The sequence below is a fragment of the Sphingomonas sp. TREG-RG-20F-R18-01 genome, assembly GCF_022662475.1.
Classification (GTDB): Bacteria; Pseudomonadota; Alphaproteobacteria; order Sphingomonadales; family Sphingomonadaceae; genus Sphingomonas.
Window position 1 is genome coordinate 751,918 of record NZ_JAKNQQ010000002.1, and the last position, 25,449, is coordinate 777,366.

Sequence of the window (25,449 nt, forward strand, 5' to 3'; positions counted from 1 at the left end):
GGTGCGTGGTGTTTCTTCGGCCAAGCCTGTAGCACGCGCTACCGGGGGATCGGGCGGCGGGGCCGTTCGATCCGCCGGAAACGGTTTGACACGGGCAAGGTCGGATCGCGCACCGCGGCGGCGCGTTGAGCGGCGCGAGCGCGCGGCACTTCTTGCTCCGTGCTATCAGAGGGTTAGTCGATGCCAGCGCAAACACCCGTTCTTGACCATCACGATCTGATCCTCCGTCCCGACCCCGCGCGGACCGTGGTGCGGCCATTCGAACTGGAATATCCCGAGGCCTTTCGCGCGCCGGGCCATTCGCGCGTGCAGGTCATCGTCGATCGGGTGATGACGCTCGACGCTGCGGCGCTGGCGGAGGAGTTGCCGCGCATCACCGACTCGCTCGACGAGCGGCACCGCGATGTCGACACCATGCTGCTGCGTCGCTTCGACGCGATCGCGGCGAGCCTGCCGTCGATGCCCGAAACCAACGATTCGCAGCGTCGCCTGATCGGGGCCTATTTCAGCGAGGAATATTCCTACGAGGCCGCCGCGCTGTTCAACCCCAGCGCAGTGCTCGTCGAGGCGGCGTCGCCGGCACCCGAGCAAGGCCTGCGCTTCGTCATGTCGCTGCGCGGGATCGGCGAGGGGCACGTGTCGTCGGTGGCGTTCCGCGCCGGGCACTGGGTCCCCGGCAGCGCGCCGACGATCGAGACGCCCAGCCCGATCGCCGTTCCGCCGATCATCGAGAGCGAGAAGTCCGGCGTGGTGCACCTGCAGTGCGACGGCAGCCGTGAGGTGTCGGAGACGGTCCTGTTTCCGATCCTGCCGAGCCAGAAGCAGGGGATCGAGGACCTTCGGCTGGTGCGCTTCGTCGAGGATGACGGGACGGTGATGTACCATGGCACCTATACCGCCTTCAGCGGCGCGACGGCACGGCCCGAACTGCTGACCGGGATCGACTTCCGTAATTTCGAGATGCGCGTGCTGACCGGCGATGCGGCAGGGGCGAAGGGGATGGCGCTGTTCCCGCGGCGGATCGGCGGGAAGTTCGCGATGCTCGGGCGACAGGACAGCGAGAGCATCTGGCTCCACACGTCCGACGACATCCTGCATTGGGAGGGGGGCGGCAAGATCGTCTCGCCGCGCTATCCGTGGGAATTCGTGCAGATGGGCAATTGCGGATCACCGATCGAGGTGGACGAGGGGTGGCTGGTCTTCACCCACGGTGTCGGGACGGTGCGCAACTATTGCATGGGCGCGTGCCTGCTCGACAAGGACGACCCGTCGAAGCTGCTCGCCCGCACGCCCGAGCCGATCCTCAAGCCGAGCCCGACCGAGCGGGACGGCTATGTTCCCAATGTCGTCTACAGTTGCGGCGCGATCGCCTCCGGTCGCGACGTGATGATCCCCTACGGGGTCGCCGACAATTTCACCGCCTTTGCGACGACCACGGTCGACCGCCTGCTCGCGGTGATGGAATAGCGCTCGTCGGCCTGGCGCGCGCCGCCCGTCAGCCTTTCTAAAGGCGGGGCGGCGCATTATCTCGGGATGGTGAACGCAATCCCCAATCCTGGCGGCCATCTGCCACTGTACCTCCTGATCGCGGGCGTGGTCGCGGTCATGCTGCTGGCGCGGCGCGTACCGTTCATCGGGCGGTTGCTGTCGTTCGCGATGACCGCCGGATCGATCGTGCTGGTGCTGGTGATCCTGTCCGAGCGCGCGCAGTTCGACCCGATGTTCGCGCGCATGGCACAGCGCTTCCAACTGGGGCAGCAACAGGCGGTCGGGCGGGAAACGCATGTCCGGATGTCGCCCGACGGCCACTTCTGGGTGCGCGTCAAGATCGGCGACATGGAGAAGCGGATGCTGGTCGACAGCGGGGCGACCGTCACCGCGCTCAGCGCGGACACGGCCGCCGCCGCGGGGATCGAGGCCGGCGATGCGGTGATGCCCGTATTGATGCAGACTGCCAACGGCACGGTCAAGGCGAAGACCGCCACGGTGGCGGAGATGCGGATCGGCAACGTCGTCGCGCGCAACGTGCCGGTGGTCGTGTCACCCGCGTTCGGCGACATGAACGTGGTGGGGATGAACTTCCTGTCGCGCCTGAAATCCTGGCGGGTCGAGGATGGCGTGCTGATCCTCCAGCCGCATCATCCGCAAGGGGTGAGCTGACGAACGACCGTGCCGGTGCCCTCGTGAAAGCAAGGGCCCAGGGTTCCGCGGGGTCCGCCTGTAACCCTGGGTCCCGGCTTCCGCCCGGGATCGACAGGCCGACCTACGCGTCGATGCTCGTTCCGAGCGCGGCGTGGACCAGCCCGCCGTCGACCGTGATCGTGTCGCCGATCACATAATCCCCCGCGCGGCTCGCGAGGTAGATCGCGGCGCCCGCCATGTCCTCGTCGACGCCGATGCGCTTGGCGGGGATGCTCCTGGCGATCGCCTCGCCGTGGTCGCGCGCGGCCTTGTTCATCTCGCTCGCAAACGCGCCGGGCGCGATCGACGTTACGTTGATGTGATCGGTCACCAGCCGCGCCGCCATCCGCTTGGTGAGATAGATCAGCGCCGCCTTCGACGCCTGATAACTGTAGGTCTCCCACGGGTTGAGCCGCTGCCCGTCGATCGAGGTGATGTTGATCACCTTGGCCGGGCGGCCTGCGCTCGCGGCGGCCTTGAGCGGTTCGTGGAGCGCCTGCGTGAGGAAGAAGGGCGACTTGACGTTGAGGTCCATCACCTTGTCCCAGCCCTTCTCCGGGAACGCCTCGAACGGCTCGCCCCAGGCGGCCCCGGCATTGTTGACGAGGATGTCGAGCCGGTCGGTGTGCTCAGCGAGTTGCGCGGCGAGCGCCTTGCAGCCCGCCACGGTCGACACGTCCTGCGGCAGCGCGATGCAGTTCTCGCCCAGTTCGGCGGCGGTTTCGAAACAGACCTCGGCCTTGCGCGCCGAGATATAGACGGTTGCGCCCTGCGCGATGAAGCCCGCCGCGATCATCTTGCCGATCCCGCGCGAGCCGCCGGTGACGAGCGCGATGCGGCCGTCGAGCCGGAACAGGTTGGTCGTGTCCATTCTTCTTCCTTCTTCTCCCTCTCCCGCTTGCGGGAGAGGGGCGGGGAGAGGGGCCGTCCTGTGAACACGCCGCACTGCCCCTCTCCCGCGCGTCGCTTCCCTTGCTTGCCCTCTCCCCGCCAGCGGGGAGAGGGAGAAAAGATTATCCTCCGCGCTTGATCGTCTCGCGTGCGATGATGATCTGCTGGATCTGGCTGGTGCCCTCGTAGATGCGGAACAGCCGGACGTCGCGGTACAGCCGCTCGATCCCGTAATCCGCGATATAGCCAGCACCCCCGAAGATCTGCACCGCGCGGTCGGCGACGCGGCCGACCATCTCGCTCGCATAATATTTGGCGGCGGCGGATTCCATGACGACGTCCTTGCCCGCATCCTTGGCGGCGGCGGTTTCCAGCACCAGCGCGCGCGCGGCGAGCGCCTCGGTCTTCGAATCCGCGAGCATCCCCTGGATCAGCTGGTGGTCCGCGATCGCCTTGCCGAACTGCTTGCGGTCGGTTGCATAGGCGACGCAATCCGCGATCAGCCGCTCGGCCACGCCGACGCAAACCGCCGCAATGTGCAACCGCCCGCGATCGAGCACGCGCATCGCGATCTTGAAGCCTTCGCCCTCCGCGCCGAGCCGGTTCTCGGCGGGGACGACGACGTCGTCGAAATGGACGTCGGCGACCTTGGCGCCCTTCTGCCCCATCTTCTTCTCGGGCTCGCCGATGCTGACCCCGGCCAGATCGCGCGGCACGAGGAAGGCGGACACCCCGCGCGCGCCCGGATCCTCGCCGGTCCGCGCCATCACGGTGAACAGGTCGGCCTTGTCGGCATTGGTGATGTAGCGCTTGGTCCCCGACAGGCGATACGCCTGCCCGTCGAAGGTCGCGCGCGTCTTGACCGCGCCCGAATCGCTCCCGACCTCGGGCTCAGTCAGCGCGAAGCTGGTGATAATCTCGCCGCTCGCGATCCGCGGGAGCCATGCCGCCTTCTGCTCGGACGTTCCCGCCATCACGAGGCCCTGGCTGCCGATCCCGACGTTGGTGCCGAAGGTCGAGCGGAATGCGGGCGTGGTGCGCCCCAGTTCGATCGCGACGCGCGCTTCCTCAGCCATCGTCAGCGCGAGGCCGCCATATTCCTCGGCGATCGAAAGGCCGAACAGCCCCAGCGCGCGCATTTCCTGCACGACGTCGGCAGGGATCGCGTCATCCGCCTCGACTTGCGCCTCGAGCGGGCGAAGGCGTTCGGCGACGAACCGGCGGACGGTGTCGATCAGCGCATCGAAGGTTTCGGGGTCGAGTGCCATGGATCCTCTTGCATCGTCTGAGGGCGAAGCCGTGTCCCCGCCGCGATGCCCCAAACCGTCGCGCGCTGCAAACCCGAAATTCCAAAACCATTCGTCGACAGGCGCATTGACCGGCTTAACGCCCGTACTACTATGCCCAAAAGTGTGGAGAGTAAGATGCGTTTTGCAGGCAAGCGAGCTGTCGTCACCGGCGGAGCCTCCGGCATCGGGCGCGCCACCGCGCTCCGGCTGGTGCGTGAGGGGGCCGAAGTCTGGATCGGCGATATCGACGAGGCCGGCGGCGCCGAGGTCGCGCAAACGTCGAACGGCCGGATCCATTTCCAGCGGACCGACGTGCTTCAGGCAGCCGAGATCGAGGCGCTGATGCATGCCGCCGACGCGGCCGGCGGGCTCGACGTCGTGTTCAACAATGCCGGCGCGGGCGGATCGCGCGATTCGATCGACGCGATCTCGCCCGAGGATTGGGACCGGACGCAGGCGCTGCTGCTGCGCTCGGTCGCGCTCGGCATCCGCTACGCCGCGCCGCTGATGATCGCGCGGGGGCAGGGCGGGGCGATCGTCAACACGTCGTCGGTCGCAGCACTCCAGACGGGGGCGGCGCCGACGGCTTACTCGGTCGCCAAGGCCGGGGTGCTGCATCTCACGACGCTGGCCGCGGCGGACCTCGCGCAGTACAGGATCCGCGTGAACGCAGTGTGCCCGGGCTTCATCACGACCAACATCTTCACCTCCGCGCTCGGCATTTCAGGGGAGAAGCGCGATATGGCGAACGGTATGATCGGCCAGGCGGCGGCGCAGGCGCAGCCGTTGCAACGCGCCGGCACGTCCGACGATATCGCCGCGGCGGTCGCCTATCTCGCGAGCGAGGATGCGTCGTTCGTCACCGGCACGCGGATTGTCGTGGACGGCGGACTGACGATCGGCCCGCGGCACAGCTGGGACCCGAAGGCGCCGTCGATGTTCGCCGCGCTGGAGGCATTCGCCTCGTGACCGCGCCGCTCGTCGTGCCCGCGGCACGACGGCTTTCGCTGCGCAGCCGCCTGTCATTCGGCATCGGGTCGATCGCGTACGGCGTGAAGGACAATGGCTTCGCCACCTTCCTGCTGCTGTTCTACAACCAGGTGATCGGGTTGCCGGCAGGTCTGGTCGGGCTCGCGATCATGGGCGCGCTGGTGGTCGAGGCGTTCGTCGATCCGCTGGTCGGCTATCTGTCGGACCATACGCGCGGGCGCTGGGGTCGGCGGCATCCGTGGATGTATGCCTCCGCGCTGCCGGTCGCGATCGGCTGGTGGCTGTTGTGGAATCCGCCCGCGTGGTCGCAGGGCGCAATCCTGCTGTACGTGTTCGGCAGTGCGCTGCTGGTGCGGATCGCGCTGTCGATGTTCGAAATCCCGGGCGCGGCGCTGGGGCCGGAGCTGAGCTCGGACTATGACGAGCGGACGCGGCTCTTCTCCTACCGTTACCTGTTCGGCTGGGGCGGCGGGCTGGCGATGCTCGCGCTGGCCTATGCGGTCTTCCTCGTGCCCGATGCGACGCATCCGGTCGGGACGCTCAACCGCGACGGGTACGCACATATGGCGATCCTTGGGGCGCTGGTGATGGCGACGTCGATCCTCGTGTCGGCAGTCGGGTTGCATCCGGAGATCCCGCGCCTGCCGCAGGTGCCCCCGGGCGACGAGACACTCGGCGAGCATTTCCGCGATTTCGGGCAGACCGTGTGGAACCGCGGGTTCCTGTGGCTGATGGCGGCGGGGGTGTTCGCCTATACCGCCCAGGGCATTTCGTTCGCGCTCTCGCTCTACATGTACCAGTTCGTCTGGCTGTTCGCGCAGGGCGACTACAACTGGCTTTCGGTTGCGCTGATGGCGGGTGCATTGGGCGCGTTCTTCCTGGCGCCCGGGCTGACGCGCGGTGGCGACAAGGCGCGCAGCGCAATGGCGTTGTCGCTCGGGGCAGGGCTGCTGGTGAGTGCGCCCTATCTGTTGCGCATCCTCGGGCTTTTCCCGGCGCCGGGCTCGCCGCTGCTGTTGCCGGTGCTGCTGGTGATCTTCGCGGCCAATACCGCCTGCGGGGTCTCGGCGTTCATCCTGGGCGCGGCGATGCTGTCGGACGTGGTCGAGGATTCAGAGGTACGGACCGGCAAGCGCTCCGAAGGCGTGTTCTTTGCAGGCGGCTTCTTCGTGCAGAAGCTGGTCGGCGGTCTGGGGATCTTCGTCGCAGGCCGGATCCTGGCGTTTGCGGAATTCCCCGCCGGGGCGAAGCCCGGGCTGGTACCGGTGGGGACGATCGACCGGTTGACGGTGGTGTTCCTGGTGCTGGAACTGCTGTTCTATGCCCTCGCCGCCTTCTGCTACTCGCGGTTTCCGTTCGGGCGGGCCGAGCATGACGCGCGGTTGCGGTCGAGCGGGGTGGCCTAGGGCGGTTGCTGCGCACTTCCGTCGCCCCGGCGATACGGCACTTAGTCGCCGGCCGCGCCAGGGTAATGACGCGGCCCGGCCTTCGCCGGGGTGACGCAGACTAAGCGACCGTCGCAGGAAAACGGGACGGTCGACCCGTGCAGGGCAGCCGCACGCGCGGGATCAGCCCGCGATCGGCCGGATGAACCCGGTGAGTGCCCAGCCGGATTTGCACGGGCCGGTATAGGGGCGCGGCGCGGCGATCGGCGACCCCACGCCGCAGTCGGTTGCCGGCGCGTCGACTGGCGGCACGACGACCCCCTGCCACCGCTGGTCGAGCGAGCGCGTACAGCGGAACACCCGCGTTCCCGGGCCAAGCCTGGCGACTTCGTCCGCTTCGGCGAAGGGCGCGGCGCGGAGCGGGAGATAGGCTTCGCCGGCGGGGGACAGGTTGACGACTTCGCCGATACCCGCGCACGCCTGGAACGCCGAACCGCCTTCGCCGATTTGCACGGCCTGAATTCCCGGGGCGGGCGCGGTGGTGTTGGTGTCGTACAGCCCCGCATCGTTGCCAAAACCGCCGCCGCCCGAACAGGCGGCAAGGAGCAGGCATAACGCCGTCGCGGTTCGCTTCATGCGGCGATTCTTAGACCGGATGTCAGCGCTTGGCGAGCGCGAAGGTGCGCCTGGGCGCACGGGATACGCCCGAAACGGGCAGTCATCGCAAGCCCAACTCACTTCATCGGAAAAGGTTCCGTTCATCGGGGCGCAAGGGTTTTCAGGCGGGATCGGACCTGCTTTGAGAGGATCAACGACGATCCAGACCTGTTTCCGACCTTGGGGGGTCCCATGAATTTCAAGGCTTTGACAGCGCGCTTTGCGCTGATGGTCGCGTGCGGCCTGATGACGGCGACCCCTGCGATGGCGCAGTTCTGGCAGTGCGCCCCCTATGCGCGCCAGATTTCGGGGATCGACATTCGCGGCAATGCCAACACCTGGTGGTCGCAGGCGGCCGGTCATTATGCGCGCGGTCATGCTCCCAAGGTTGGCGCGGTCCTCGCTTTCTCGGCGACGAGCCGGATGCGCATGGGCCATGTCGCGATGGTCAGCGAAGTCGTCAGCGACCGCGAAGTCCTGCTGACGCACGCCAACTGGTCGCGTCGTGGCGGTGTCGAGCGCGACGTCCGCGCGATCGACGTCTCGCCGAACGGCGACTGGAGCATGGTCAAGGTCTGGTACGGCCCGCAGGGCGACCTCGGCACCTCGGCCTATCCCACCAAGGGCTTCATCTATTCCGACCATGCCCCGGCCAATGACGCCGCTGACGATGCCGTCGAGCAGGGCAGCAAGGCCCCGATGATCCTGGCATCGCTCGATACGGGCACGACGGTCAGCTTCTGAAGCGCGGTCGTCGGAGCGTCACCCCGGCGAAGGCCGGGGCCGCCATGCGGGGATCCGTGACCGATGTCATGCTCGGCAACTGTACGGCCCCGGCCTTCGCCGGGGGGACGCGGGGTTAGCCTTGCACCGCAGGCTTTACACCTTGCCCGGCGCGAACGTCATCCCGGCGCCGTTCATGCAGTAGCGCTTGCCGGTCGGCTTGGGGCCATCGTCGAACACATGGCCGAGATGCCCACCGCAGCGTCGGCAATGGACTTCGGTCCGCGCCATGCCGAGCGATCCGTCCGAACGGGTCCGTACCGCATTGGGCAAGGCTGCCCAGAAGCTCGGCCAGCCGGTGCCGCTGTCGAACTTGGTCTTCGATGAAAAAGCGGGCAGCGCACAGCCACCACAGGCAAACGTGCCCGCACGATGCTCGTTGTTGAGCGGGCTGGTGAACGGCGTCTCCGTGCCTTCGCGCCGCAGGATCTGATAGGCCGCGGGCGACAGCTTCTTCGTCCACGCCGCGTCGCTGATGTTGATCTCGAACGTTTCGGGCGGGCTGGCGGTCGCCCCCTTGCAGCCGAACAGCGCGAAGGCGGCAACGCCCGATCCGGCGAGCGTCAGGAAGTGGCGGCGATCATGCATGGGGGGTATCCTCAACGGGCAAAGGCTTACGCAGCCTCCATGTGGTAGCTACGCGGTGCTTCGCCAAGCGGATGCAGGCCGCTTTCCCCCAGGGGGCGCATCAATAACGGCTGATTTCGACCGGCAGCTTGCGATAGCCGTGGACGAAGCATGCCGCGACGCGCTCCGGCTCGCCCAGTACGTTGACGCGCATCCGGCGCTTGGCCATTTCCTCGAGCAGGATCGCCACCTGCAACTCGGCGAGCCGCGCGCCGACACAGCGATGGATGCCGTGCCCGAAGGCGAGATGCCGCCGCGCATTGGGGCGGTCGACCAGGATCCGGTCGGCATCCTCGAACACGCTCTCGTCGCGGTTGGCAGAGATGTACCACAGGATCAGCTTGTCGCCGGCAGCGATGTGCTGTCCCTCGAGCTCGCTGTCGACGGTCGCCGTCCGGCGCATGTGGGCGAGCGGGGTCTGCCACCGGATCACTTCCTGCACCGTATTGTGGATCAGCCCGGGGTCGGCCTCCAGCTTGGCGCGCGAGTCCGGGAAGCGGTCGAGGCCGTACGCCACCGCGCTCATCGTGTTGCGCGTCGTGTCGTTGCCACCGACGATCAGCAGGATCAGGTTGCCGAGGAATTCCATCTGGTCCATTTCCGCCATCGCGTCGGAATGGATCATCATCGAGATGAGGTCGGGAGTTGGTGCCTTGCCGACCTTCTGGTTCCACAGGTTCTGGAAATAGCCGCCGCATTCGTACATGTGCTGCAGCCGCTGCGCGCGGAGTTCGGCGGTTTTCACCAGCTCGATATCGCCTGCCCAGTCCGACCAGAAGGTCAGCTTGCGGCGGTCTTCCCATGGAAAGTCGAACAGGATCGCGAGCATCTGCGTGGTCAGTTCAACGGACACCCGGTCGACCCAGTCGAACGGCCGGTTCCAGTCGAGCCCGTCGAGGATCTCGGCGGTGCGCATCCGGATATTGTCGGTCATCCGCGCCATTTCGGAGGGGGTGAAGGCCGGTGCCACGGTACGGCGCTGGCCGGTGTGCTTGGGCCGGTCCATCGCGATGAACATCGGCATTTTCACGTCACCGCGATCCTCGATGAAGTCGGCGATGGTGATGCCGCCGGCCTGGCTGGAATACAGGTCGGGCAGCGATTCGACCGCAACGATCGGCTTGTACGTCGAGATCGACCAATAAGGCCCGAAGTCCGACTGCTCGACCCGGTGGACCGGGCTGGTCGCGCGGAGCGTGCGGAACGGTTCTTGCCACAGGTCGTCGCGGTAGAGTTCCGCCCTGCTGACATCGAGCGGGTCCACCGGCTCCACGAGGACGGGGTCCGACTCGATCGCTGCGGTCGCCATTGGCTCTCTCCTTCGGGGGGAGAGAACCTTTAACTGACACCCATGTCAACAGCGTTGTCGAGCGGGCGCGCGCGGCGTTTCCAGCGGAAACTGCCGCTCCCCGATTGCAGGACCCCCCGCCGGAACGCGCGCACGCCGACCGCGATGAAGATCGCGACCCACACGGCCTGCCACAGCAACGCCAGCGCATGCAGCCCGAGCCCGCCCGACTGCGCCGCGCGGCCCGCCATGTAATAGGGCGAGCTCAGCGGGAAGATCGCGGCGAAGGTGCTGATCCAGCTGTCGGGTTTGGATACCGCGACCGCGCCCAGCCCGAACATCGCGACCTGGATCAGCGTGATCGGCAGCGACAGCAACTGGATCTCGCGGACGCTTGCCGCCTGCGCGCCGACCCCGAGGAACACCGCGCCGAGCAGCATGTACGCCATGGTGAAATAGGCGAAGAACAACAGGGTGAAGAGCGGCAGGCCGATCGCCGGGGTCAGGGTGGCGATGCCCGCCGCGAAATTGGCGGGCATCAGCATGCTCGCCTGGCTGATCAGCGTCCCCCAGAAGACGAGGAACAGCACCGCGACCCCGAACGTGCCGAGCAGCTTGCCGAAAAAAACCGATTCGAGCGGGACCGCGGCGGCGAGCACTTCGATCACCTTGTTGCCGCGTTCCTCCGCGACACCGCTGACGACCTGTCCGGCGAGCAGCAGCGTCAGGAAGAACAAGGCGAACACTGCGAAGAAGCCGGACGCACTCGCGCCGCGCAGTGAGGGCGCATGGCGCGAGACCACCGTCTGGGTCGCGAGGCTGAGCGGGGCGACCCCGCTGCGGTCCGCCCGGAGCGCTTGTTCCGCAAGCGCGGCGAGATAGTCGCCCGCGCGCGCGCTGCGGTCGGTGTGGAGAATCTGCGGCGTGGCGAGCGGGCCGTAGAGTACCGCGACGACGTCCATGCGGGGGTCGTCGAACCGCGCGCGCGCCTGCCTCGCCGGGTCGGCGGCGGGTGTCTCGGTCTGGAGCACCGGCGGGGCTTCGTCCGAAACGCGATACAGCCGCCGCAGCCGCTGATCGAGCGCGGCCATGTCGGTCCCGCGCGCCGGGTCGACGATCGCGACGATTCGCGTCTTGGCGTCCGCGCCCTTGGACGCGGCGTTCGCGCCCAGCCCGCCGATTGCGCCGAACGACCCCATCACCACCGGGGCGAGCAGAAAGATCAGGAAGGTCGGCGTAAACACCGTGGCGACGAAATCGCGCCGCGCGATCGTCCAGATCTGGCGGAGCAGGATACGAAAGCGGGTCATGCCTGTTTCTCCTGCGCGGCGTCGTCCAACGCGGCCTTGCCGACGACCTTGACGAACACGTCGTGCAGCGACGGGCGTTCGATCGACAGGCCGGAAATACCGTGTCCCGCCGCGATCAGCGTGCCCAGCACCTGTTCGACGCCTCCGTCGGGAACGGTGAAGCGCCAACCGTCCCCGACATGCTCGGCATCGGCGGGGAGGTGCGCCGCCACCGCCAAGGCATCGCGTGTCGGCGTGTAGAGCGCGCGCATCGGCAGCATCGCGCGCGCATCCGCAACCGTGCCCTCGAACCGGCGCTTGCCGCCCGCGATGATCGCGAGCCGGTCGCACAGGCGTTCGGCGTGCGCCATGACATGGGTCGAGAACAGCACCGTCGCGCCGCGGTCGCGCTCGGCGAGGATCAGCGCCTCGAGCCGTTCCTGGTTGACCGGGTCGAGCCCCGAGAAGGGTTCGTCGAGCACGAGCAGGTCGGGCTGGTGGACGACCGAGCCGAGCAGCTGGACGAGTTGCGCCATCCCTTTCGACAATTTGCGGATCCGCGTGTCGGTGGCGTGGCCAAGCCCGGCCGCCTCGAGCAGCGTCACCGCGCGCTTGCGCCCGGTCTTGAGGTCGAGCCCGCGCAACGCGCCCATGAACGCGATCGCATCCTTGGCGCGCATCGCCGGGTACAGCCCGCGCTCCTCGGGGAGGTAGCCGACCCGGTCGCTGACGTCGCGGGGGCGGTCATGGCCGAGCAGGGTGCGATGGCCGGCGTCGGGTTCGATGATCCCGAGCAGCATGCGCAGGGTCGTGGTCTTGCCCGCGCCGTTGGGCCCGAGCACGCCGTAGATCGCGCCCTTGGGCACGCTGATGTCGACTCCGTCGACGACGCGTCGCCCGCCGAACAGCTTGACCAGCCCCGATGCGTCGACCGCGAGTTCCTGCCGCAACGCCAATTCCCCCGATAGCCGTGCCCGTGGTAGCGGGGTGCGATGCAGGAAGACAAGACACTGTTGCACCGGCTGCGCGCAAAGGCGGCGGAGCTCGGCTTCGTCGCCTGTGGCGTCGCGCGCGCCGATGCCGCGCCGCGGACCGCTGCGCGACTGCGCGAATGGCTCGATGCCGGGATGCACGGCGGCATGATCTGGATGGAGGAGCGCGCGCACCAGCGCCAGACGCCTTCTGCGCTGTGGCCGGAGGTGCGCAGCGTGATCGCGCTGGGCATGAGCTACGCGCCGGCGACCGACCCGCTTGCGCTCGCGGGGGAAAGCGGGGTCGGGCGGATCTCGGTCTATGCGCAGGGCGGCGATTATCACGATGTGGTCAAGCGCGCGCTGAAGGCGCTGGCGCGCTGGCTGGTCGCCGAAGTGCCGGGAACCGACCTGAAGGTGTTCGTCGATACCGCGCCGGTGATGGAGAAGCCGCTCTCGGCGGCGGCGGGGCTCGGGTGGCAGGGGAAACATACCAATCTGGTCAGCCGGGAACATGGCTCGTGGCTGTTCCTGGGGGCGATCTACACGACGCTGGAGGCGGGGGTGTTCGAGGATGTCGCGGCTGATGGTTCTGCCTCTGATCCTTCTTCTTCTAATTTTTCTCCCTTTAAGTCTTCCCCGGCGAAGGCCGGGGCCCAGTCGAGGGCCGCTGATGGCAAAGCACAGCGCCCGATTTCCACCGACGGCGCGACTGGGCCCCGGCCTTCGCCGGGGAAGCAGGAAAGGGGGGAAGATCAGCAAGAAACACGCAAGGAAGCCCGCGTCGTCGACCGCTGCGGCTCGTGCGACGCCTGCCAGCGCGCCTGCCCGACCGATGCCTTCCCGTCGCCCTATCGGCTCGATGCGCGGCGCTGCATCTCTTATCTGACGATCGAACACGCCGGGCCGATCCCGCATGAATTCCGCGCGCGCATCGGCAACCGCATCTACGGCTGCGACGACTGCCTCGCGGTCTGCCCGTGGAACAAGTTCGCCGAAAGCGCGGCGGCCAACCGTGCGTTCCTGCCCCGCGCGGAAATGGTCGCGCCGCGGTTGGCGGATTTGCTGGCGCTGGACGACGCAAGTTTCCGGCAGGTTTTCGCAGGCTCGCCGATCAAGCGGATCGGGCGCAACAAGATGATGCGCAACTGCCTGATCGCGGCGGGGAACAGCGGCGATGCGGGGTTGATCGACCGGGTGCAGGCGTTGCGCGAGGATCCCGACCCGGTCGTAGCGGAAGCCGCCGACTGGGCGCTGACCAGACTAACTTAAAGCCCCTCCCCTTCAGGGGAGGGGTTGGGGGTGGGGCAGTTCAGCAAAACAAACTTCTCTGCGAGGCACAGCCCCACCCCAACCCAGCGTCGGGTCGGTCATGCCCCCGGCATGACCTGAACAGCGCGGGGCGCTGTTCACCCGACGCTCCTGAAGGGGAGGGGCTTTTAGAAGACCTACTTCCGCCGCCCGATCTGCAACGCGCCCACGCAACTGGCCCGGTCGATCGGCGAGCCATCGGTCTGGCGCGTGTCGAGATAGGTCACGACCGGCTCGCCATTTCCCTTGGGGTACAGATACGTATCGAGCACGCAGGTCGCGTTGCTGAACTGGAGTTTGCGTGCGGTGCCTTCGCGCACGTCGGCGATCGGCGCGCCGAACATGTGCGTCAGGCTCGCCGCGCTCGCACCCACGACCTGGCCGAGCCCCGTGCCCGCCGGGATCGGGATCATCGGCGCACGGGCCATCGGCGTGGTCGCGGCGGTCGAGACGCACCCCCCGAGCAGCGCGAGCAGCAGCGCGGATCCGGCCAGCTTTTTCATACAGAACGCCCTTCATGGAACAGATGCGTCGCCATCGCCGCGCCGAGGATCGGTGCGAAGAGGTTGAGCACCGGAACCATGAACAACGCGGTCCCCGCAACCCCCAGCGCGAAGCGATCGACCGCCCCGGTCTTGCGCCAGTCTCGCATCATCGCAGACGGCACGTGGCGCGCCGCCACCATCGTGCCCAAGTCGAGCCCGAGCAGCCAGCCGTTGACGAGAAAGAACAACAGCCACGTCCCGACGCCGGTCACGAGCAAGGCGACATAGACCGGCGCCAGCACGAGGTTGACGAGGATCGCGCGCCCCGCCGACCGCAGCCCGAGCCCGATGCCGCGCCCCAGCGACACGTTGCGCGCGGTGGCGAGCGCCTGCGGGTAATGCCGCGCCTCGACCGCGATCACGACGTCGTCGGCGAAGACGCCCATCACCCCGATCGCGATCACGCGGAACAGCAGCCAGCTGACCCCGAACGCGGCGAGCAACGCGATCGCGCCGAGCAGCCCGCCGGCGGTCGAATCCCATCCCCAGGTGGCGGCCAGCCGGGTCGCGCCATACCATAGCGCTGCCCCGAGGCCGGCGACCAGCAGGACCGTCACCGCCAGCGATTTGAGGAACACCGCGACGATCTTGGGATCGCCCAGCTGGCGAAGCGAGAGAAGGAAGGCACGCACCATATGCGGCGTGCCTACAGGCTGGCTGCTTCCCCGTCACCCCGGCGAGGGCCAGTGCCGCCGGGGTGCCGCGCGGAACCTTCCGTCCTGCGCGCCGGCGCAAGCCCGCATCACCCGACCGGCGGACGGATGGTTGCGCCCGCCGCACCCCCCCGGTACGGCGCGGCAACGCTATTTGAAACCGGAGATCCCTTGTGACCGAGCCCACGTACGACGTCGTCGCGATCGGCAATGCCATCGTCGACGTGCTGTCGCAGTCCGACGACGCCTTCCTCGCCGAAGCCGCGATGACCAAGGGCTCGATGCAGCTGATGTTCTCGCCGGAGGAAGCCGACGCACTCTACGCCAAGATGGGCCCGGGGATCGAGGCGAGCGGCGGCTCGGCGGCGAACACCGTCGCCGGGATCGCGGCGATGGGCGGCAAGTGCGGCTTCATCGGCCAGGTCGCGAACGACGAACTCGGCGACATCTTCGCGCACGACATCCGTGCGGTCGGGATCGATTTCACCACCGCCGCCCGCGAAGGCGACCCAACGACCGCGCGGTGCCTGATCTTCGTGACGCCGGACGGCCAGCGCACGATGAACACCTTCCTCGGCGCATCGCAGTTCCTCCCCGAGGCGGCGCTCGACCGCGAGCTGATCGCGAGCGCGGCGATCCTGTATCTCGAGGGCTATCTGTGGGATCCCGAGGAACCGCGCCAGGCGATGCGCGCCGCGATCGACGTCGCGCGCGCGGCGGGGCGCAAGGTCGCGTTCACTTTGAGCGACGTGTTCTGCATCTCGCGCCACGGCGGTGATTTCCGCCAGCTGATGGCGGACGGCCTGATCGACATCATGTTCGCCAACGAAGCCGAGATCACCGCGCTGATGGAGACGGAGGATTTCGATGCGGCGGTGGCGGCCGCGGCGGCGGACGTGCCGATGCTGGTCGTCACGCGCAGCGAGCACGGGGCGATCGCGGTTTCCGGCGGTGAGACCGTCAGCGTCCCCGCCGAGCCGATCGACCGCGTCGTCGACACGACCGGCGCGGGCGACCTGTTCGCGGCGGGCTTCCTGCGTGGCCAGGCGCAGGGCAAGGACGTCGCGGCGTCGCTCAAGATGGGCGCGATCTGCGCGGCGGAGATCATCTCGCATTACGGCGCCCGCGCGCATGTCGATCTCAAGGCGCTGGTGGCGTCGAAGCTGGCGTAATCTCCACAGTGGCGCGGGTATGGCCGCCGGACGGGTTGCGAGACAGCCGTGGTCCGGCGGCCAGCCGGCGGCCAATCGCACCCTCGCCGCCGTCGACCGGGGAGTGCTCGCCGGGCGATCACGCGGTCCGGGGCATCATTGCGATCAGCAGGTCCCGCGCGATCGAACCGAAGCGCATCCGGTTGTCGTTTGCGCCGAGATAGGCCCCGCAACAGGTTGCAAAGGCGATCTGGGCCATCGCCACGACCGGGTGCATGCCGTAGGAGCGGCTGCGCGCTTCCTGTTGGCGCAGCGCGCGGCGGACGAAACGCCGCGCCGCTGCGCGATCGAACGCCGGGAAACGCGCCTCGCAGGCCGGATCCAGTTCGTCGATCACCTCGACCATGCGCCGTGTCGCTTCCAGATACGTCCTTCCCTTCGCGACGTACGTCGCGCGATCCTCGGCTTTCTCCCGCGGCTTTCCGGTGCCGTAAAGATTGTTCTGGTGTTGCCGATAATCGACCAGCGGCGCGTCGAGTTCGACGGTCTGGCCGAGGATCTGCGCCAGGAAGGTGACCCAGCGGTCGTGGGCGGTTGGCTGCGCTGGATCGAGATAGTTGCAAAACCGCGCGATATCGCGAGACACGGTCAGGATGTCACGGCGGTACACCATCGTGAACCCAGCGAAGGTGCCCCACACATCGTAGCTCAGCGGCCGCCTGGTGGCATTTTGCGTGATCCCCTGGTCGAACACGCCGATGGGGACCCCGGCGGGATCGATCAGGTTGGCGCGGTGGGTGACCAGGCTGACCGCGGGATCGGCGAACGCCGCCGCGCACATGTCGAGCTTGTCGGACCGCCAGACGTCGTCCTGGTCGCAAAAGGCGATGACGTCGCCCGTCGCGGTATGCGCGGCGGCAAGGAAGTTATCGGCAAACCCCAGACCCGGCACGTTGCGGATGATGGTGACCGCAACCCGGGACTGCTGCGCAAATGCCGCGACGATGGCCATCGTCTCGTCGCTGGAATTGTCGTCGGTGATGATGATCTCGTCGGGGAGACGGGTCTGCGCGAGCAGGCTGTCCAGTTGCTCCGGCAAGAAGCGTGCGCCGTTATGGGTGGCGAGGACCACCGATATCGTCAGCGAAGCAGCGGGTGTCGGTGCAGAAGACAGGGGCATCGCTTTTCCTCGACCGTGATGCGGGTAAATGACCTGGGCGGATCAACCTTTGAAATTACAGTCAAACCTGCGACTTCTCACGCAAACGGGGCCGGTCAGGGCCGTCTATTGCTGGAGGATACACGGCATCGCTCGCACGCGGCGCCGTTCGTCTTCTACCGGTGACGGAACGCCGGGACAATATGCCCGTGCCTGCCCGACGACAGGACGCCCGCACGGGCACAAAAAAAGGCCGGGGACTGGGCCCCGGCCTCTTCGATCGTTTCAATCGAGCTTGATCACCGCGGCGGCGGCATCCCCGCCAGCTCCGCTTCTTCCGGATCGTCGATCCCACGCCCCACATGGCTGCGCTGGCGGCTGTAGAGGAAGTAGATCAGCAACCCGATCACGCCCCAGCCCGGCAACACCAGCATCGCCACCAGCGGCAGGTTGAAGAACAGGAACAGGCAGCCGACGATCGTCAGCGGCGCGACCACCCAGGCGAACGGCGTGCGGAACGCGCGCTTGCGGTTTGGCTGGACCTTGCGCAGCACGAGCAGCGCGATCGCCACCATCATGAACGCATAGAGCGTCCCGGCATTGGCATAATCCGCAAGCTGGCCGACCGGCAGGAACGCCGCCGCCAGCGCGACCGCGCACCCCGTGATCATCGTCACGATATGCGGGGTCTTCCACTTCGGATGGACCTTGCTCCAGGCGGCCGGCAGCAGCCCGTCACGGCTCATCACGAAGAAGATGCGCGTCTGGCCGAACAGCAGCACGAGGATCACCGAGGGCAGGGCGATGAACGCGGCATAGCCGAGCATGTTGCCGATCGGGCCGAAGCCGATCTGGCGCAGGACGTGGGCGAGCGCCTCGTTCGAGCAGACCAGCTTGCCGGCATGCTCCGCCATCGCGCACTGCCGCGCGAGTTCTTCCGACCCGGTGGGGAAGGGGATGCCGTTCGGGCCCATGATCGGCTGGCCGCCGATCGTCCCGATCGCGCCCGCCGCGACGACGATGTAGAAGATCGTGCAGAACACGAGGCTGCCGATCAGCCCGATCGGCACGTTGCGCTGCGGGTTCTTGGTTTCCTCCGCCGCGGTCGAGACCGAGTCGAAACCGACATAGGCGAAGAAGATCGTCGCCGCCGCGCCGACCGCGCCGACTCCGGTGCCGAAGCCGCCAAACAGGCCGGCGGGAAGGAACGGATTGAACTGCGCGGGGTCGATCCGCGGCACCGTCAGGAACATGAAGACAAGCAGCGCGGCGATCTTGATCATCACCAGCACCGCGTTGACCTTGGCGCTCTCGCTCGTGCCGATCACCAGCAGCCAGGTGACCAGGAAGGAAATCACCACCGCGGGCAGGTTGATCAGCCCGCCGGGCGCGCCGCCGAGCGCGAGCGGCCCCGCCGAAAGATACGCCGGCAAATGGATGCCGAACGTATGTTGCAGGATCGTGCCGGAAAAATAGCCCGACCACCCGACCGCGACCGCGCTGGCGGCGACCGCATATTCGAGGATCAGCGCCCAACCGACCGTCCAGGCGAGGAATTCGCCCATGGAGGCATAGGTATAGGTGTAGGCGGACCCGGCCACCGGGATCATCGCGGCAATCTCGGCGTAGCAGAGCGCGGCAACGATGCAGATCGCGCCTGCGATCGCGAAGGCCAGCATCAGGCCAGGACCGGCCTTCTGCGCCCCGGCCGCGGTCAGCACGAAGATCCCCGTGCCGATGACGCACCCGATCCCGAACAAGGTCAGCTGAAACCAGCCGAGCGAACGGTGGAGCGATTTCTTCTCAGCAGTCGCAAGAATGGCGTCGAGAGACTTGATACGCCCAAATAACATGCGGTGAATTCTCCCGGGAGTTCAGCGGGCTTGTTGCCGCGCAATGATTGTGCGCGAGCCTAGCTGCAAATGGCCCCCGCGCAAGAGCCTTAGCGCGCGAGCATCGGCCCGAGCGCGTGCCCGGCGAAGATGTGGACGTGCAGATGCGGGACTTCCTGCAGCGAATCGGGTCCGGCGTTCGCCAGCAGGCGGTAGCCGCTCGTCACCAGCCCCGCCTCGCGCGCCACTGTGCCGACGGCGCGGACGAAGCCCGCGATCTCTGCGTCGGTGCCGCGCGCGCTGAAATCGTCCCACGAGACATAGGCGCCCTTGGGGATGACCAGGATGTGCGTCGGGGCCTGCGGGTTGATGTCGGGGAAGGCGATCGCGAACGCGTCTTCGTACAGGCGCTGCGCCGGGATCTCGCCGCGCAGGATCTTGGCGAACACGTTCTGGTCGTCATAGGGCAGGGTGGCGTCGACGGGCATGTTGCTCTCCTCAGGGATTGGCGCGCGCGGCCTTTTCGGCGATTCCCGAGACACCCTCGCGCTGCGCGATCTCGGCGCGGACGTCGTCGAGCGTCACGTCGCAGTCCGCCAGCAGCACGAGCAGGTGAAACAGCAGGTCGCTCGCCTCTCCGACCAGCGCAGCCTTGTCCTCGGTCAGCGCGGCGATGACGGTCTCGACCGCTTCCTCGCCGACCTTCTGCGCGATCTTCCTGCGGCCTTTGCCGAACAGGCTGGCGGTATAGGAAGTCGCGGGGTCGGCACCCTTGCGGGCAAGGATCGTCGCGGCGAGCGTATCGATGGGGTCTTCGGCCATGCGGTTCGGGCTGGCGCAGTTGCGCCTGCGCGTCAATCCTTGGGCGGGCGCTTGAGGAAGCGCTTGCGCAGCGCGCGACGCACGATGAACACGCCGGACGCCGCGAGCACGAACAGCGCGATGTCGGACAGCGCTGGGCCAGTGCGCGGGGTGGCGACACCGCTGTGCGGGAGGGCGGTGGCGTGCAGGCGCGATGGCATGGTCACGACCGCAGCTGAAAACGTTGCAAGTGCCGCACTACCGCGGCGGAGGCCGGGGCGGAATAGCGCAGGGTTCCGAAGGGCGGATCGCCACCTCCTTATCAGGCGCTTTGCCGTTGAGCCCCGGCCTGCGCCGGGGTGGTTCCGCGACGATGGCCTCACGCCACCGGCCGCCGCACCGCAATCCCCGCCGCCGCGAGCGCGGCATGCGCGTCCGCGATGCTCGCCTCGCCGAAGTGGAAAATCGACGCCGCGAGCACGGCGCTCGCATGCCCCTCGGTGATCCCGGCAACGAGATCGGCGAGCCCGCCGACGCCGCCGCTTGCCACCACCGGCACGCGAACCTTGTCGGCGATGGTGCGGATCAGCGCGAGATCATAGCCACCCCGCGTCCCGTCCCGGTCCATCGACGTGACGAGCAGCTCGCCCGCGCCCAGTTCCGCCAGCCGCAGCGCGTGCGCGACCGCGTCGATCCCGGTGGCGCGGCGACCGCCGTGGGTGAACACCTCCCACCCGTCGCCCACGCGCCGCGCATCGACCGAGGCGACGACGCACTGGCTGCCGAAGCGGTCCGCCATCTCGCCGACCAGCTCGGGCCGTGCGACCGCCGCGCTGTTGACCGCGACCTTGTCCGCGCCCGCGAGCAGCAACGCGCGCGCATCCTCGACCGAGCGGACGCCACCGCCGACGGTGAGCGGCATGAAGCACACCTCCGCGGTGCGGCGCACGACATCGAGGATCGTGCCGCGCGCCTCATGGCTCGCGGTGATGTCGAGGAAGCAGAGCTCGTCCGCGCCCGCTGCATCATAGGCGCGCGCTTGCTCGACCGGGTCGCCCGCATCGCGCAGTTCGACGAAGTTGACGCCCTTGACGACGCGGCCGTTCGCCACGTCGAGGCAGGGAATGACGCGTGCGCGGACAGTCATGCGAAAAAGCCCCTCCCCTTTAGGGGAGGGGTTGGGGTGGGGGAGTCCAGCAAAGCTACTCCTCGGTGAGACACAGCCCCACCCCTAGCCCCTCCCCTGAAGGGGAGGGGAAAGCGTAGTACCCCCCTCACGCCGCCTTCGCCACGGCCAGCGCCGCCGCCAGGTCGAGCCGGCCGTCATACAACGCCCGCCCCGTGATCACGCCCTCGACCCCATCCCGGTTGTGGAGCGCCAGCACATGGATCTCGGCAATCCCCTTGACGCCCCCGCTCGCAATAACCGGGATCCGCACGTTCCGCGCCAGATCGACCGTCGCCTCGACGTTGCAGCCCTTGAGCATCCCGTCCCGCCCGACGTCGGTGAACAGCAGCGCCGCGACGCCCGCATCCTCGAACCGCCGCGCCATGTCGATCACCTCGACGCTCGAGACATCCGCCCAGCCCTTGGTCGCGACGAACCCGTCGCGCGCATCGACCGCGACGACGATCCCGCCCGGGAAATCGCGCGCGGCCGCGCGCACGAGCTCAGGATTATCCAGCGCCGCCGTACCGATCACGACGCGCGACACGCCCAGGTCGAACCACCGTTCGATCCCCGCACGATCGCGAATCCCGCCGCCAAGCTGGACGTGCCCGGGGAAGCGCTCGACGATCGCGCGGACCGCATCGCCATTGACCGATTCGCCCGCGAACGCGCCGTCGAGGTCGACGACGTGGAGATGCTCCGCGCCCGCATCCGCGAACAGCATCGCCTGCGCGGCGGGGTCATCGCCGTAAACGGTCGCGCGATCCATATCGCCCTCGGCAAGGCGGACGACCTGGCCACGCTTGAGATCAATGGCGGGGAATACGATCAGGCTCATGCAATCCTCGTAACAATCTGCTTCGTCACCCCGGCGAAGGCCGGGGCCGCCAGGCTATCGGTCACCCCGGCTGCGCCGAACGCAACGGCCCCGGCCTTCGCCGGGGTGACGGGTGGCGTCACGGTTGCCACGCGAGGAACCGTTCGAGCAGCGCCAGCCCGTAGCGCTGGCTCTTTTCGGGATGGAACTGGACGCCCAGCATATTGTCCCGGCCGATCGCCGCGGTCACTGGCCCGGCATGGTCGGTGCCTGCGATCACGTTCGCGCCCTCGAACGCGTAGGAATGCAGGAAATACGCTTCCCCCGGCACGATCAGCGGATGCGCGACGCTCGGCACGACGTCGTTCCATCCCATGTGCGGCACCTTCGCGGTCGAATCGGCAGGCGCGAGATGGCGCACCGTACCCTGAATCCAGCCAAGCCCGGCGTGGGTGCCGTGCTCTTCGCCGGTCTCCGCCATCAGCTGCATGCCGACGCAGATCCCGAGGAACGGGACGCCATCGCGCCGCACGCGCTGTTCCAGCGCCTCGACCATTCCCGGCACCGCCCGCAGCGCCGCGGCGCAGGCACCGAACGCGCCGACGCCGGGAAGCACGATCCGGTCGGCGCGCGTCACCGCGTCGGCATCGGCGGTGATCAGAATGTCGGCGCACCCCGCCGCCTTCAGCGCATTGGCGACCGAATGGAGGTTGCCCGCGCCATAATCGATCAGCGCGAGCGTCATGCCAGCAACGCCGCGATCTCGGGCGCGGCAAAGCTCGCGTTGAACTGGATCACGCGCGCGGTCGCGACTCCGCTGGTGACGAACGGATCGGTCGCGGCGAGCGCTTCCGCCTCGGCCTTGCGCCCGCGCGCGACGATCACCCCGCCGGTGCGCGGGTCCTGCCGCCCGGCAACGAGGAACACGCCCTCCGCAAAGCCTTTCTCAAGCCACGCGACATGCGCCTTCAACTGCGCATCCACCGCCTCCAGCGACTCGCCATACTCAAGCAGGATCAGGCACAACGGACCGTCGGCGCGAAACCCGCCCGCCATGTCAGAGCGTTCCCTTGGTGCTCGGGATCGCATCCGCCTTGCGCGGGTCGATCTCGACCGCCTCGCGCAGCGCGCGCGCGACGCCCTTGAACGCGGCCTCGGCGATATGGTGGTTGTTGCTGCCGTACAGCGTCTCGATGTGCAGCGTGACGCCCGCGGTCTGCGCGAACGAATGGAAGAAATGTTCGAACATCTCGGTGTCCATCTCGCCGAGGCGCTTCTGCGAGAATTCGGTCTTCCACACGAGATACGGCCGCCCCGAGATATCGATCGCGACGCGGGTCAGCGTCTCGTCCATCGGCGACAGCGCGTCGGCGTAGCGGCGGATCCCGCGCTTCTCGCCCAAGGCTTTCAGCACCGCCTCGCCGATCGCGAGCCCGGTATCCTCGACCGTATGATGCTGGTCGATATGGAGATCGCCGACCGTCTTGACGTCCATGTCGATCAGCGAATGGCGCGCGAGTTGTTCGAGCATGTGATCGAAAAAACCGACTCCGGTGGAAACGGTGTAACGGCCGGTGCCGTCGAGGTTGACAGTGACGTCAATCGAGGTTTCGCTGGTCCGGCGGGAGATGGTGGCGGTGCGCATGCCCTTCCCATAACGCTTCTTTGCACCCGTGCAATCTTGACCCGAAAGCAAAGGGCGCTACCCAAGGGCGCATGAGCGATGGTCTTCCCGATAGCCTGATTCCCTATGACGATATCGTCCAGGAGGCGCTGCGTGCCGTGGTGGGCCGCGTGCTCGGTTCGGTCGCCGAAAGCGGCGGTCTGCCGGGCGAGCACCATTTCTACATCACCTTCAAGACCCAGGCCCCCGGCGTCGACATTCCGACCCGGCTGATGGAGCGCTTCCCCGACGAGATGACGATCGTCATGCAGAACCGCTATTGGGATCTGCTGGTCGACGAGACCAAGTTCTCGGTCGGCCTGAGCTTCAACCAGGTGCCGTCGAAGCTGGTGATCCCCTATTCGGCGATCACCGGGTTCAGCGACCCCGCGGTCAATTTCGAGCTGCGCTTCCAGGCGGCGGAAGGCCCCGAGGGCCCCGACCCGCATGACGAAGCCGAGAATGACGGCCCGACCGCAACCCCAATCGAGGACGGATCGAACGTCGTCGCGGTGGATTTCAAGCGCAAGAAATAAGCCCTCCGGTCCCCGCTGATGGGAGCGGGGGCATTGGAGACTGGCGATGACCGACACCCGTACCGAAACCGATTCGCTCGGCCCCGTCGAGGTTCCGGCGAGCGCCTATTGGGGCGCGCAGACGCAGCGCTCGATCGAGAATTTCCCCTTCCCCGCGACTGAGCGGATGCCGCTCGCGATCGTTCACGCGCTTGCGATCGTCAAACAGGCCGCGGCGCGGGTGAACCGCGCGCACGGGCTTCCCGAGGACATCGCCGGACAGATCGAGTCGGCCGCCGCCGAAGTCGCGGCGGGTGCGCTCGACGACCAGTTCCCGCTGGTCATCTGGCAGACCGGGTCGGGCACGCAGACCAACATGAACGTCAACGAGGTGATCGCCGGGCGCGCCAACGAGCAGTTGACGGGCACGCGCGGCGGCAAGACGCCGGTCCACCCGAACGACCACGTCAACAAGAGCCAGTCGTCGAACGACAGTTTCCCGACCGCGCTCCACATCGCCGCATCGATCGGCGTGACGCAGCGGCTGTTTCCCGCGCTCGACCGGCTGCATGCAGCACTCGACGCCAAGGCGCGTGCGTGGAGCGGGATCGTCAAGATCGGGCGGACGCATCTGCAGGATGCCACGCCGGTCACGCTCGGGCAGGAATTCTCGGGCTACGCCAACCAATTGTACCGCTGCCGGCGGCGGATCGACCCGGCGGTCACGCATGGCACCAACCGGCTCGCGCAGGGCGGGACCGCGGTCGGCACCGGGCTCAACGCGCCGGAAGGGTTCGCGCGCGATATCTGTCTGGTCATCTCCGAGATCACCGGACTGCCGTTCCACCCGGCGCAGAACCCGTTCGAGGCGCTCGCGTCGAACGATCCGATCGTCCAGCTGTCGGGGACGCTCAATACCCTCGCAGTCGCGCTGACCAAGATTGCCAACGATATCCGCCTTTTAGGCTCGGGCCCACGTTCGGGGCTGGGCGAACTGCATTTACCCGAGACCGAGCCGGGCAGCTCGATCATGCCGGGCAAGGTCAACCCGACTCAGTGCGAGATGCTGACGATGGTCGCAGCCCAGGTGATCGGCAATCATCAGGCGATCACGATCGGCGGCTTGCAGGGGCATCTCGAGCTCAACGTGTTCAAGCCGATGCTCGGCGCGGCATTGCTCCGCTCGATCGATCTGCTCGCGGTCGCGATGGAGAGCTTTGCGGAGCGCTGCGTCGAGGGGATCGAACCCGACGAGACGCGAATCGCCGAGCTTGTCGATCGCTCGCTGATGCTCGTCACCGCGCTCGCGCCCGAGATCGGCTATGACAATGCCGCGAAGATCGCCAAGCATGCGCATCACGAGGGGCTGACGCTGCGCGCGGCGGGGATCGCGCTCGGACTGGTGGACGAGGCGACGTTCGACCGGCTGGTGCGGCCCGAAACGATGGTCTGATCTCCGGTTTCCCTCCCGTCACCCCGG

The 25,449-nt window shown here is 67.6% G+C and carries 28 protein-coding genes; 9 read left to right on the forward strand and 19 right to left on the reverse strand.

Features of this window, described 5'->3' with window-relative positions; genetic code table 11:
- Positions 1-180: 180 nt before the first annotated feature.
- Positions 181-1,467: a glycoside hydrolase family 130 protein gene (locus tag L8K25_RS09115; RefSeq protein WP_242138545.1), complete on the forward strand. Its 1,287-nt coding sequence runs from the start codon at positions 181-183 to the stop codon at positions 1,465-1,467.
- Between the two features lie 66 nt (positions 1,468-1,533).
- Positions 1,534-2,160: a TIGR02281 family clan AA aspartic protease gene (locus L8K25_RS09120; protein WP_242138546.1), complete on the forward strand. Its 627-nt coding sequence runs from the start codon at positions 1,534-1,536 to the stop codon at positions 2,158-2,160.
- A gap of 103 nt (positions 2,161-2,263) precedes the next feature.
- Here L8K25_RS09120 and L8K25_RS09125 read toward each other — a convergent pair whose 3' ends face one another.
- Together L8K25_RS09125 and L8K25_RS09130 are read right to left on the reverse strand one after the other, a co-directional pair.
- The gene (locus L8K25_RS09125; RefSeq protein WP_242138547.1) at positions 2,264-3,052 is read right to left on the reverse strand and encodes an SDR family oxidoreductase; all 789 of its coding nucleotides are present in this window, start codon (positions 3,050-3,052) and stop codon (positions 2,264-2,266) included.
- A 142-nt stretch (positions 3,053-3,194) separates the two neighbouring features.
- Positions 3,195-4,340, reverse strand: coding sequence for an acyl-CoA dehydrogenase family protein (locus tag L8K25_RS09130; RefSeq protein WP_242138548.1), 1,146 nt, complete (start codon positions 4,338-4,340; stop codon positions 3,195-3,197).
- A gap of 156 nt (positions 4,341-4,496) precedes the next feature.
- On the opposite strand from L8K25_RS09130, the gene L8K25_RS09135 reads away from it, so the two are divergent.
- Both L8K25_RS09135 and L8K25_RS09140 read left to right on the forward strand, forming a co-directional pair.
- On the forward strand, positions 4,497-5,330 hold the full coding sequence (locus L8K25_RS09135; protein ID WP_242138549.1) for an SDR family NAD(P)-dependent oxidoreductase: 834 nt from the start codon (positions 4,497-4,499) through the stop codon (positions 5,328-5,330).
- Positions 5,327-6,757 (forward strand): MFS transporter, encoded by a 1,431-nt coding sequence (locus L8K25_RS09140; protein ID WP_242138550.1) that lies wholly within the window; start codon positions 5,327-5,329, stop codon positions 6,755-6,757. Before L8K25_RS09135 ends, L8K25_RS09140 begins: the two co-directional genes overlap by 4 nt.
- A gap of 162 nt (positions 6,758-6,919) precedes the next feature.
- Here L8K25_RS09140 and L8K25_RS09145 read toward each other — a convergent pair whose 3' ends face one another.
- Positions 6,920-7,372, reverse strand: coding sequence for a hypothetical protein (locus tag L8K25_RS09145; RefSeq protein WP_242138551.1), 453 nt, complete (start codon positions 7,370-7,372; stop codon positions 6,920-6,922).
- A gap of 213 nt (positions 7,373-7,585) precedes the next feature.
- Here L8K25_RS09145 and L8K25_RS09150 point away from each other — a divergent pair, with 213 nt between their 5' ends.
- Positions 7,586-8,137, forward strand: coding sequence for a CHAP domain-containing protein (locus tag L8K25_RS09150; RefSeq protein WP_242138552.1), 552 nt, complete (start codon positions 7,586-7,588; stop codon positions 8,135-8,137).
- A gap of 135 nt (positions 8,138-8,272) precedes the next feature.
- Here L8K25_RS09150 and msrB read toward each other — a convergent pair whose 3' ends face one another.
- From msrB to L8K25_RS09170, 4 genes are all read right to left on the reverse strand, one after another.
- Complete coding sequence (gene msrB, locus L8K25_RS09155) at positions 8,273-8,764, reverse strand: peptide-methionine (R)-S-oxide reductase MsrB (protein ID WP_242138553.1); 492 nt, start codon at positions 8,762-8,764, stop codon at positions 8,273-8,275.
- A 100-nt stretch (positions 8,765-8,864) separates the two neighbouring features.
- A complete protein-coding gene (locus tag L8K25_RS09160; protein ID WP_242138554.1) occupies positions 8,865-10,112 on the reverse strand; it encodes a cytochrome P450 in 1,248 nt (415 codons plus the stop codon).
- A 29-nt stretch (positions 10,113-10,141) separates the two neighbouring features.
- Positions 10,142-11,401, reverse strand: a complete 1,260-nt coding sequence (locus L8K25_RS09165) for an ABC transporter permease (protein WP_242138555.1) — start codon at positions 11,399-11,401, stop codon at positions 10,142-10,144.
- Positions 11,398-12,336, reverse strand: a complete 939-nt coding sequence (locus L8K25_RS09170; protein ID WP_242138760.1) for an ATP-binding cassette domain-containing protein — start codon at positions 12,334-12,336, stop codon at positions 11,398-11,400. Before L8K25_RS09170 ends, L8K25_RS09165 begins: the two co-directional genes overlap by 4 nt.
- A gap of 36 nt (positions 12,337-12,372) precedes the next feature.
- On the opposite strand from L8K25_RS09170, the gene queG reads away from it, so the two are divergent.
- A complete protein-coding gene (gene queG, locus L8K25_RS09175; RefSeq protein WP_242138556.1) occupies positions 12,373-13,623 on the forward strand; it encodes a tRNA epoxyqueuosine(34) reductase QueG in 1,251 nt (416 codons plus the stop codon).
- A 176-nt stretch (positions 13,624-13,799) separates the two neighbouring features.
- On the opposite strand, the gene L8K25_RS09180 is transcribed toward queG, so the two are convergent.
- Together L8K25_RS09180 and L8K25_RS09185 are read right to left on the reverse strand one after the other, a co-directional pair.
- Complete coding sequence (locus L8K25_RS09180; protein ID WP_242138557.1) at positions 13,800-14,165, reverse strand: hypothetical protein; 366 nt, start codon at positions 14,163-14,165, stop codon at positions 13,800-13,802.
- A complete protein-coding gene (locus tag L8K25_RS09185) occupies positions 14,162-14,842 on the reverse strand; it encodes an EI24 domain-containing protein (RefSeq protein ID WP_242138558.1) in 681 nt (226 codons plus the stop codon). Before L8K25_RS09185 ends, L8K25_RS09180 begins: the two co-directional genes overlap by 4 nt.
- 191 nt (positions 14,843-15,033) lie before the next feature.
- On the opposite strand from L8K25_RS09185, the gene L8K25_RS09190 reads away from it, so the two are divergent.
- Positions 15,034-16,032: an adenosine kinase gene (locus L8K25_RS09190; RefSeq protein ID WP_242138559.1), complete on the forward strand. Its 999-nt coding sequence runs from the start codon at positions 15,034-15,036 to the stop codon at positions 16,030-16,032.
- Positions 16,033-16,150: 118 nt separating this feature from the next.
- Here the strand turns inward: L8K25_RS09190 and L8K25_RS09195 are convergent, their stop codons facing one another.
- From L8K25_RS09195 to hisB, 10 genes are all read right to left on the reverse strand, one after another.
- Positions 16,151-17,191: a glycosyltransferase gene (locus L8K25_RS09195; protein WP_242138560.1), complete on the reverse strand. Its 1,041-nt coding sequence runs from the start codon at positions 17,189-17,191 to the stop codon at positions 16,151-16,153.
- Between the two features lie 278 nt (positions 17,192-17,469).
- Entirely contained in the window at positions 17,470-19,023 is a 1,554-nt protein-coding gene (locus tag L8K25_RS09200) for an amino acid permease (protein ID WP_242138561.1), read from the reverse strand.
- An 89-nt stretch (positions 19,024-19,112) separates the two neighbouring features.
- On the reverse strand, positions 19,113-19,490 hold the full coding sequence (locus tag L8K25_RS09205) for an HIT domain-containing protein (protein ID WP_242138562.1): 378 nt from the start codon (positions 19,488-19,490) through the stop codon (positions 19,113-19,115).
- A 10-nt stretch (positions 19,491-19,500) separates the two neighbouring features.
- The gene (locus L8K25_RS09210) at positions 19,501-19,824 is read right to left on the reverse strand and encodes a phosphoribosyl-ATP diphosphatase (RefSeq protein WP_242138563.1); all 324 of its coding nucleotides are present in this window, start codon (positions 19,822-19,824) and stop codon (positions 19,501-19,503) included.
- Positions 19,825-19,856: 32 nt separating this feature from the next.
- Complete coding sequence (locus L8K25_RS09215) at positions 19,857-20,024, reverse strand: hypothetical protein (RefSeq protein WP_242138564.1); 168 nt, start codon at positions 20,022-20,024, stop codon at positions 19,857-19,859.
- 158 nt (positions 20,025-20,182) lie between these two features.
- A complete protein-coding gene (hisF, locus tag L8K25_RS09220) occupies positions 20,183-20,950 on the reverse strand; it encodes an imidazole glycerol phosphate synthase subunit HisF (protein ID WP_242138565.1) in 768 nt (255 codons plus the stop codon).
- A 127-nt stretch (positions 20,951-21,077) separates the two neighbouring features.
- Complete coding sequence (hisA, locus tag L8K25_RS09225; RefSeq protein WP_242138566.1) at positions 21,078-21,812, reverse strand: 1-(5-phosphoribosyl)-5-[(5-phosphoribosylamino)methylideneamino]imidazole-4-carboxamide isomerase; 735 nt, start codon at positions 21,810-21,812, stop codon at positions 21,078-21,080.
- Positions 21,813-21,930: 118 nt separating this feature from the next.
- On the reverse strand, positions 21,931-22,536 hold the full coding sequence (gene hisH / locus L8K25_RS09230; RefSeq protein WP_242138567.1) for an imidazole glycerol phosphate synthase subunit HisH: 606 nt from the start codon (positions 22,534-22,536) through the stop codon (positions 21,931-21,933).
- Positions 22,533-22,847: a YciI family protein gene (locus L8K25_RS09235; protein WP_242138568.1), complete on the reverse strand. Its 315-nt coding sequence runs from the start codon at positions 22,845-22,847 to the stop codon at positions 22,533-22,535. The genes hisH and L8K25_RS09235 overlap by 4 nt, the downstream gene beginning before the upstream one ends.
- Position 22,848: 1 nt before the next feature.
- A complete protein-coding gene (gene hisB / locus L8K25_RS09240; protein ID WP_242138569.1) occupies positions 22,849-23,436 on the reverse strand; it encodes an imidazoleglycerol-phosphate dehydratase HisB in 588 nt (195 codons plus the stop codon).
- A 71-nt stretch (positions 23,437-23,507) separates the two neighbouring features.
- Between hisB and L8K25_RS09245 the strand changes: the two genes are divergently transcribed.
- Together L8K25_RS09245 and fumC are read left to right on the forward strand one after the other, a co-directional pair.
- Positions 23,508-23,990 (forward strand): ClpXP protease specificity-enhancing factor SspB, encoded by a 483-nt coding sequence (locus L8K25_RS09245; RefSeq protein ID WP_242138570.1) that lies wholly within the window; start codon positions 23,508-23,510, stop codon positions 23,988-23,990.
- 46 nt (positions 23,991-24,036) lie between these two features.
- Positions 24,037-25,422, forward strand: a complete 1,386-nt coding sequence (gene fumC / locus L8K25_RS09250; protein WP_242138571.1) for a class II fumarate hydratase — start codon at positions 24,037-24,039, stop codon at positions 25,420-25,422.
- Positions 25,423-25,449: the final 27 nt, after the last annotated feature.

Excerpts from the sequence above, each read along its gene's own strand:
- L8K25_RS09115 (WP_242138545.1), top strand. The coding sequence starts at position 181 with ATGCCAGCGCAAACACCCGTTCTTGACCATCACGATCTGATCCTCCGT.
- L8K25_RS09120 (WP_242138546.1), top strand. The coding sequence starts at position 1,534 with ATGGTGAACGCAATCCCCAATCCTGGCGGCCATCTGCCACTGTACCTC.
- L8K25_RS09125 (WP_242138547.1), bottom strand. The coding sequence starts at position 3,052 with ATGGACACGACCAACCTGTTCCGGCTCGACGGCCGCATCGCGCTCGTC.
- L8K25_RS09130 (WP_242138548.1), bottom strand. The coding sequence starts at position 4,340 with ATGGCACTCGACCCCGAAACCTTCGATGCGCTGATCGACACCGTCCGC.
- L8K25_RS09135 (WP_242138549.1), top strand. The coding sequence starts at position 4,497 with ATGCGTTTTGCAGGCAAGCGAGCTGTCGTCACCGGCGGAGCCTCCGGC.
- L8K25_RS09145 (WP_242138551.1), bottom strand. The coding sequence starts at position 7,372 with ATGAAGCGAACCGCGACGGCGTTATGCCTGCTCCTTGCCGCCTGTTCG.
- L8K25_RS09150 (WP_242138552.1), top strand. The coding sequence starts at position 7,586 with ATGAATTTCAAGGCTTTGACAGCGCGCTTTGCGCTGATGGTCGCGTGC.
- msrB (WP_242138553.1), bottom strand. The coding sequence starts at position 8,764 with ATGCATGATCGCCGCCACTTCCTGACGCTCGCCGGATCGGGCGTTGCC.
- L8K25_RS09160 (WP_242138554.1), bottom strand. The coding sequence starts at position 10,112 with ATGGCGACCGCAGCGATCGAGTCGGACCCCGTCCTCGTGGAGCCGGTG.
- L8K25_RS09165 (WP_242138555.1), bottom strand. The coding sequence starts at position 11,401 with ATGACCCGCTTTCGTATCCTGCTCCGCCAGATCTGGACGATCGCGCGG.
- queG (WP_242138556.1), top strand. The coding sequence starts at position 12,373 with ATGCAGGAAGACAAGACACTGTTGCACCGGCTGCGCGCAAAGGCGGCG.
- L8K25_RS09180 (WP_242138557.1), bottom strand. The coding sequence starts at position 14,165 with ATGAAAAAGCTGGCCGGATCCGCGCTGCTGCTCGCGCTGCTCGGGGGG.
- L8K25_RS09185 (WP_242138558.1), bottom strand. The coding sequence starts at position 14,842 with ATGGTGCGTGCCTTCCTTCTCTCGCTTCGCCAGCTGGGCGATCCCAAG.
- L8K25_RS09195 (WP_242138560.1), bottom strand. The coding sequence starts at position 17,191 with ATGCCCCTGTCTTCTGCACCGACACCCGCTGCTTCGCTGACGATATCG.
- L8K25_RS09200 (WP_242138561.1), bottom strand. The coding sequence starts at position 19,023 with ATGTTATTTGGGCGTATCAAGTCTCTCGACGCCATTCTTGCGACTGCT.
- L8K25_RS09205 (WP_242138562.1), bottom strand. The coding sequence starts at position 19,490 with ATGCCCGTCGACGCCACCCTGCCCTATGACGACCAGAACGTGTTCGCC.
- L8K25_RS09210 (WP_242138563.1), bottom strand. The coding sequence starts at position 19,824 with ATGGCCGAAGACCCCATCGATACGCTCGCCGCGACGATCCTTGCCCGC.
- L8K25_RS09215 (WP_242138564.1), bottom strand. The coding sequence starts at position 20,024 with ATGCCATCGCGCCTGCACGCCACCGCCCTCCCGCACAGCGGTGTCGCC.
- hisF (WP_242138565.1), bottom strand. The coding sequence starts at position 20,950 with ATGACTGTCCGCGCACGCGTCATTCCCTGCCTCGACGTGGCGAACGGC.
- hisA (WP_242138566.1), bottom strand. The coding sequence starts at position 21,812 with ATGAGCCTGATCGTATTCCCCGCCATTGATCTCAAGCGTGGCCAGGTC.
- hisH (WP_242138567.1), bottom strand. The coding sequence starts at position 22,536 with ATGACGCTCGCGCTGATCGATTATGGCGCGGGCAACCTCCATTCGGTC.
- L8K25_RS09235 (WP_242138568.1), bottom strand. The coding sequence starts at position 22,847 with ATGGCGGGCGGGTTTCGCGCCGACGGTCCGTTGTGCCTGATCCTGCTT.
- hisB (WP_242138569.1), bottom strand. The coding sequence starts at position 23,436 with ATGCGCACCGCCACCATCTCCCGCCGGACCAGCGAAACCTCGATTGAC.
- L8K25_RS09245 (WP_242138570.1), top strand. The coding sequence starts at position 23,508 with ATGAGCGATGGTCTTCCCGATAGCCTGATTCCCTATGACGATATCGTC.
- fumC (WP_242138571.1), top strand. The coding sequence starts at position 24,037 with ATGACCGACACCCGTACCGAAACCGATTCGCTCGGCCCCGTCGAGGTT.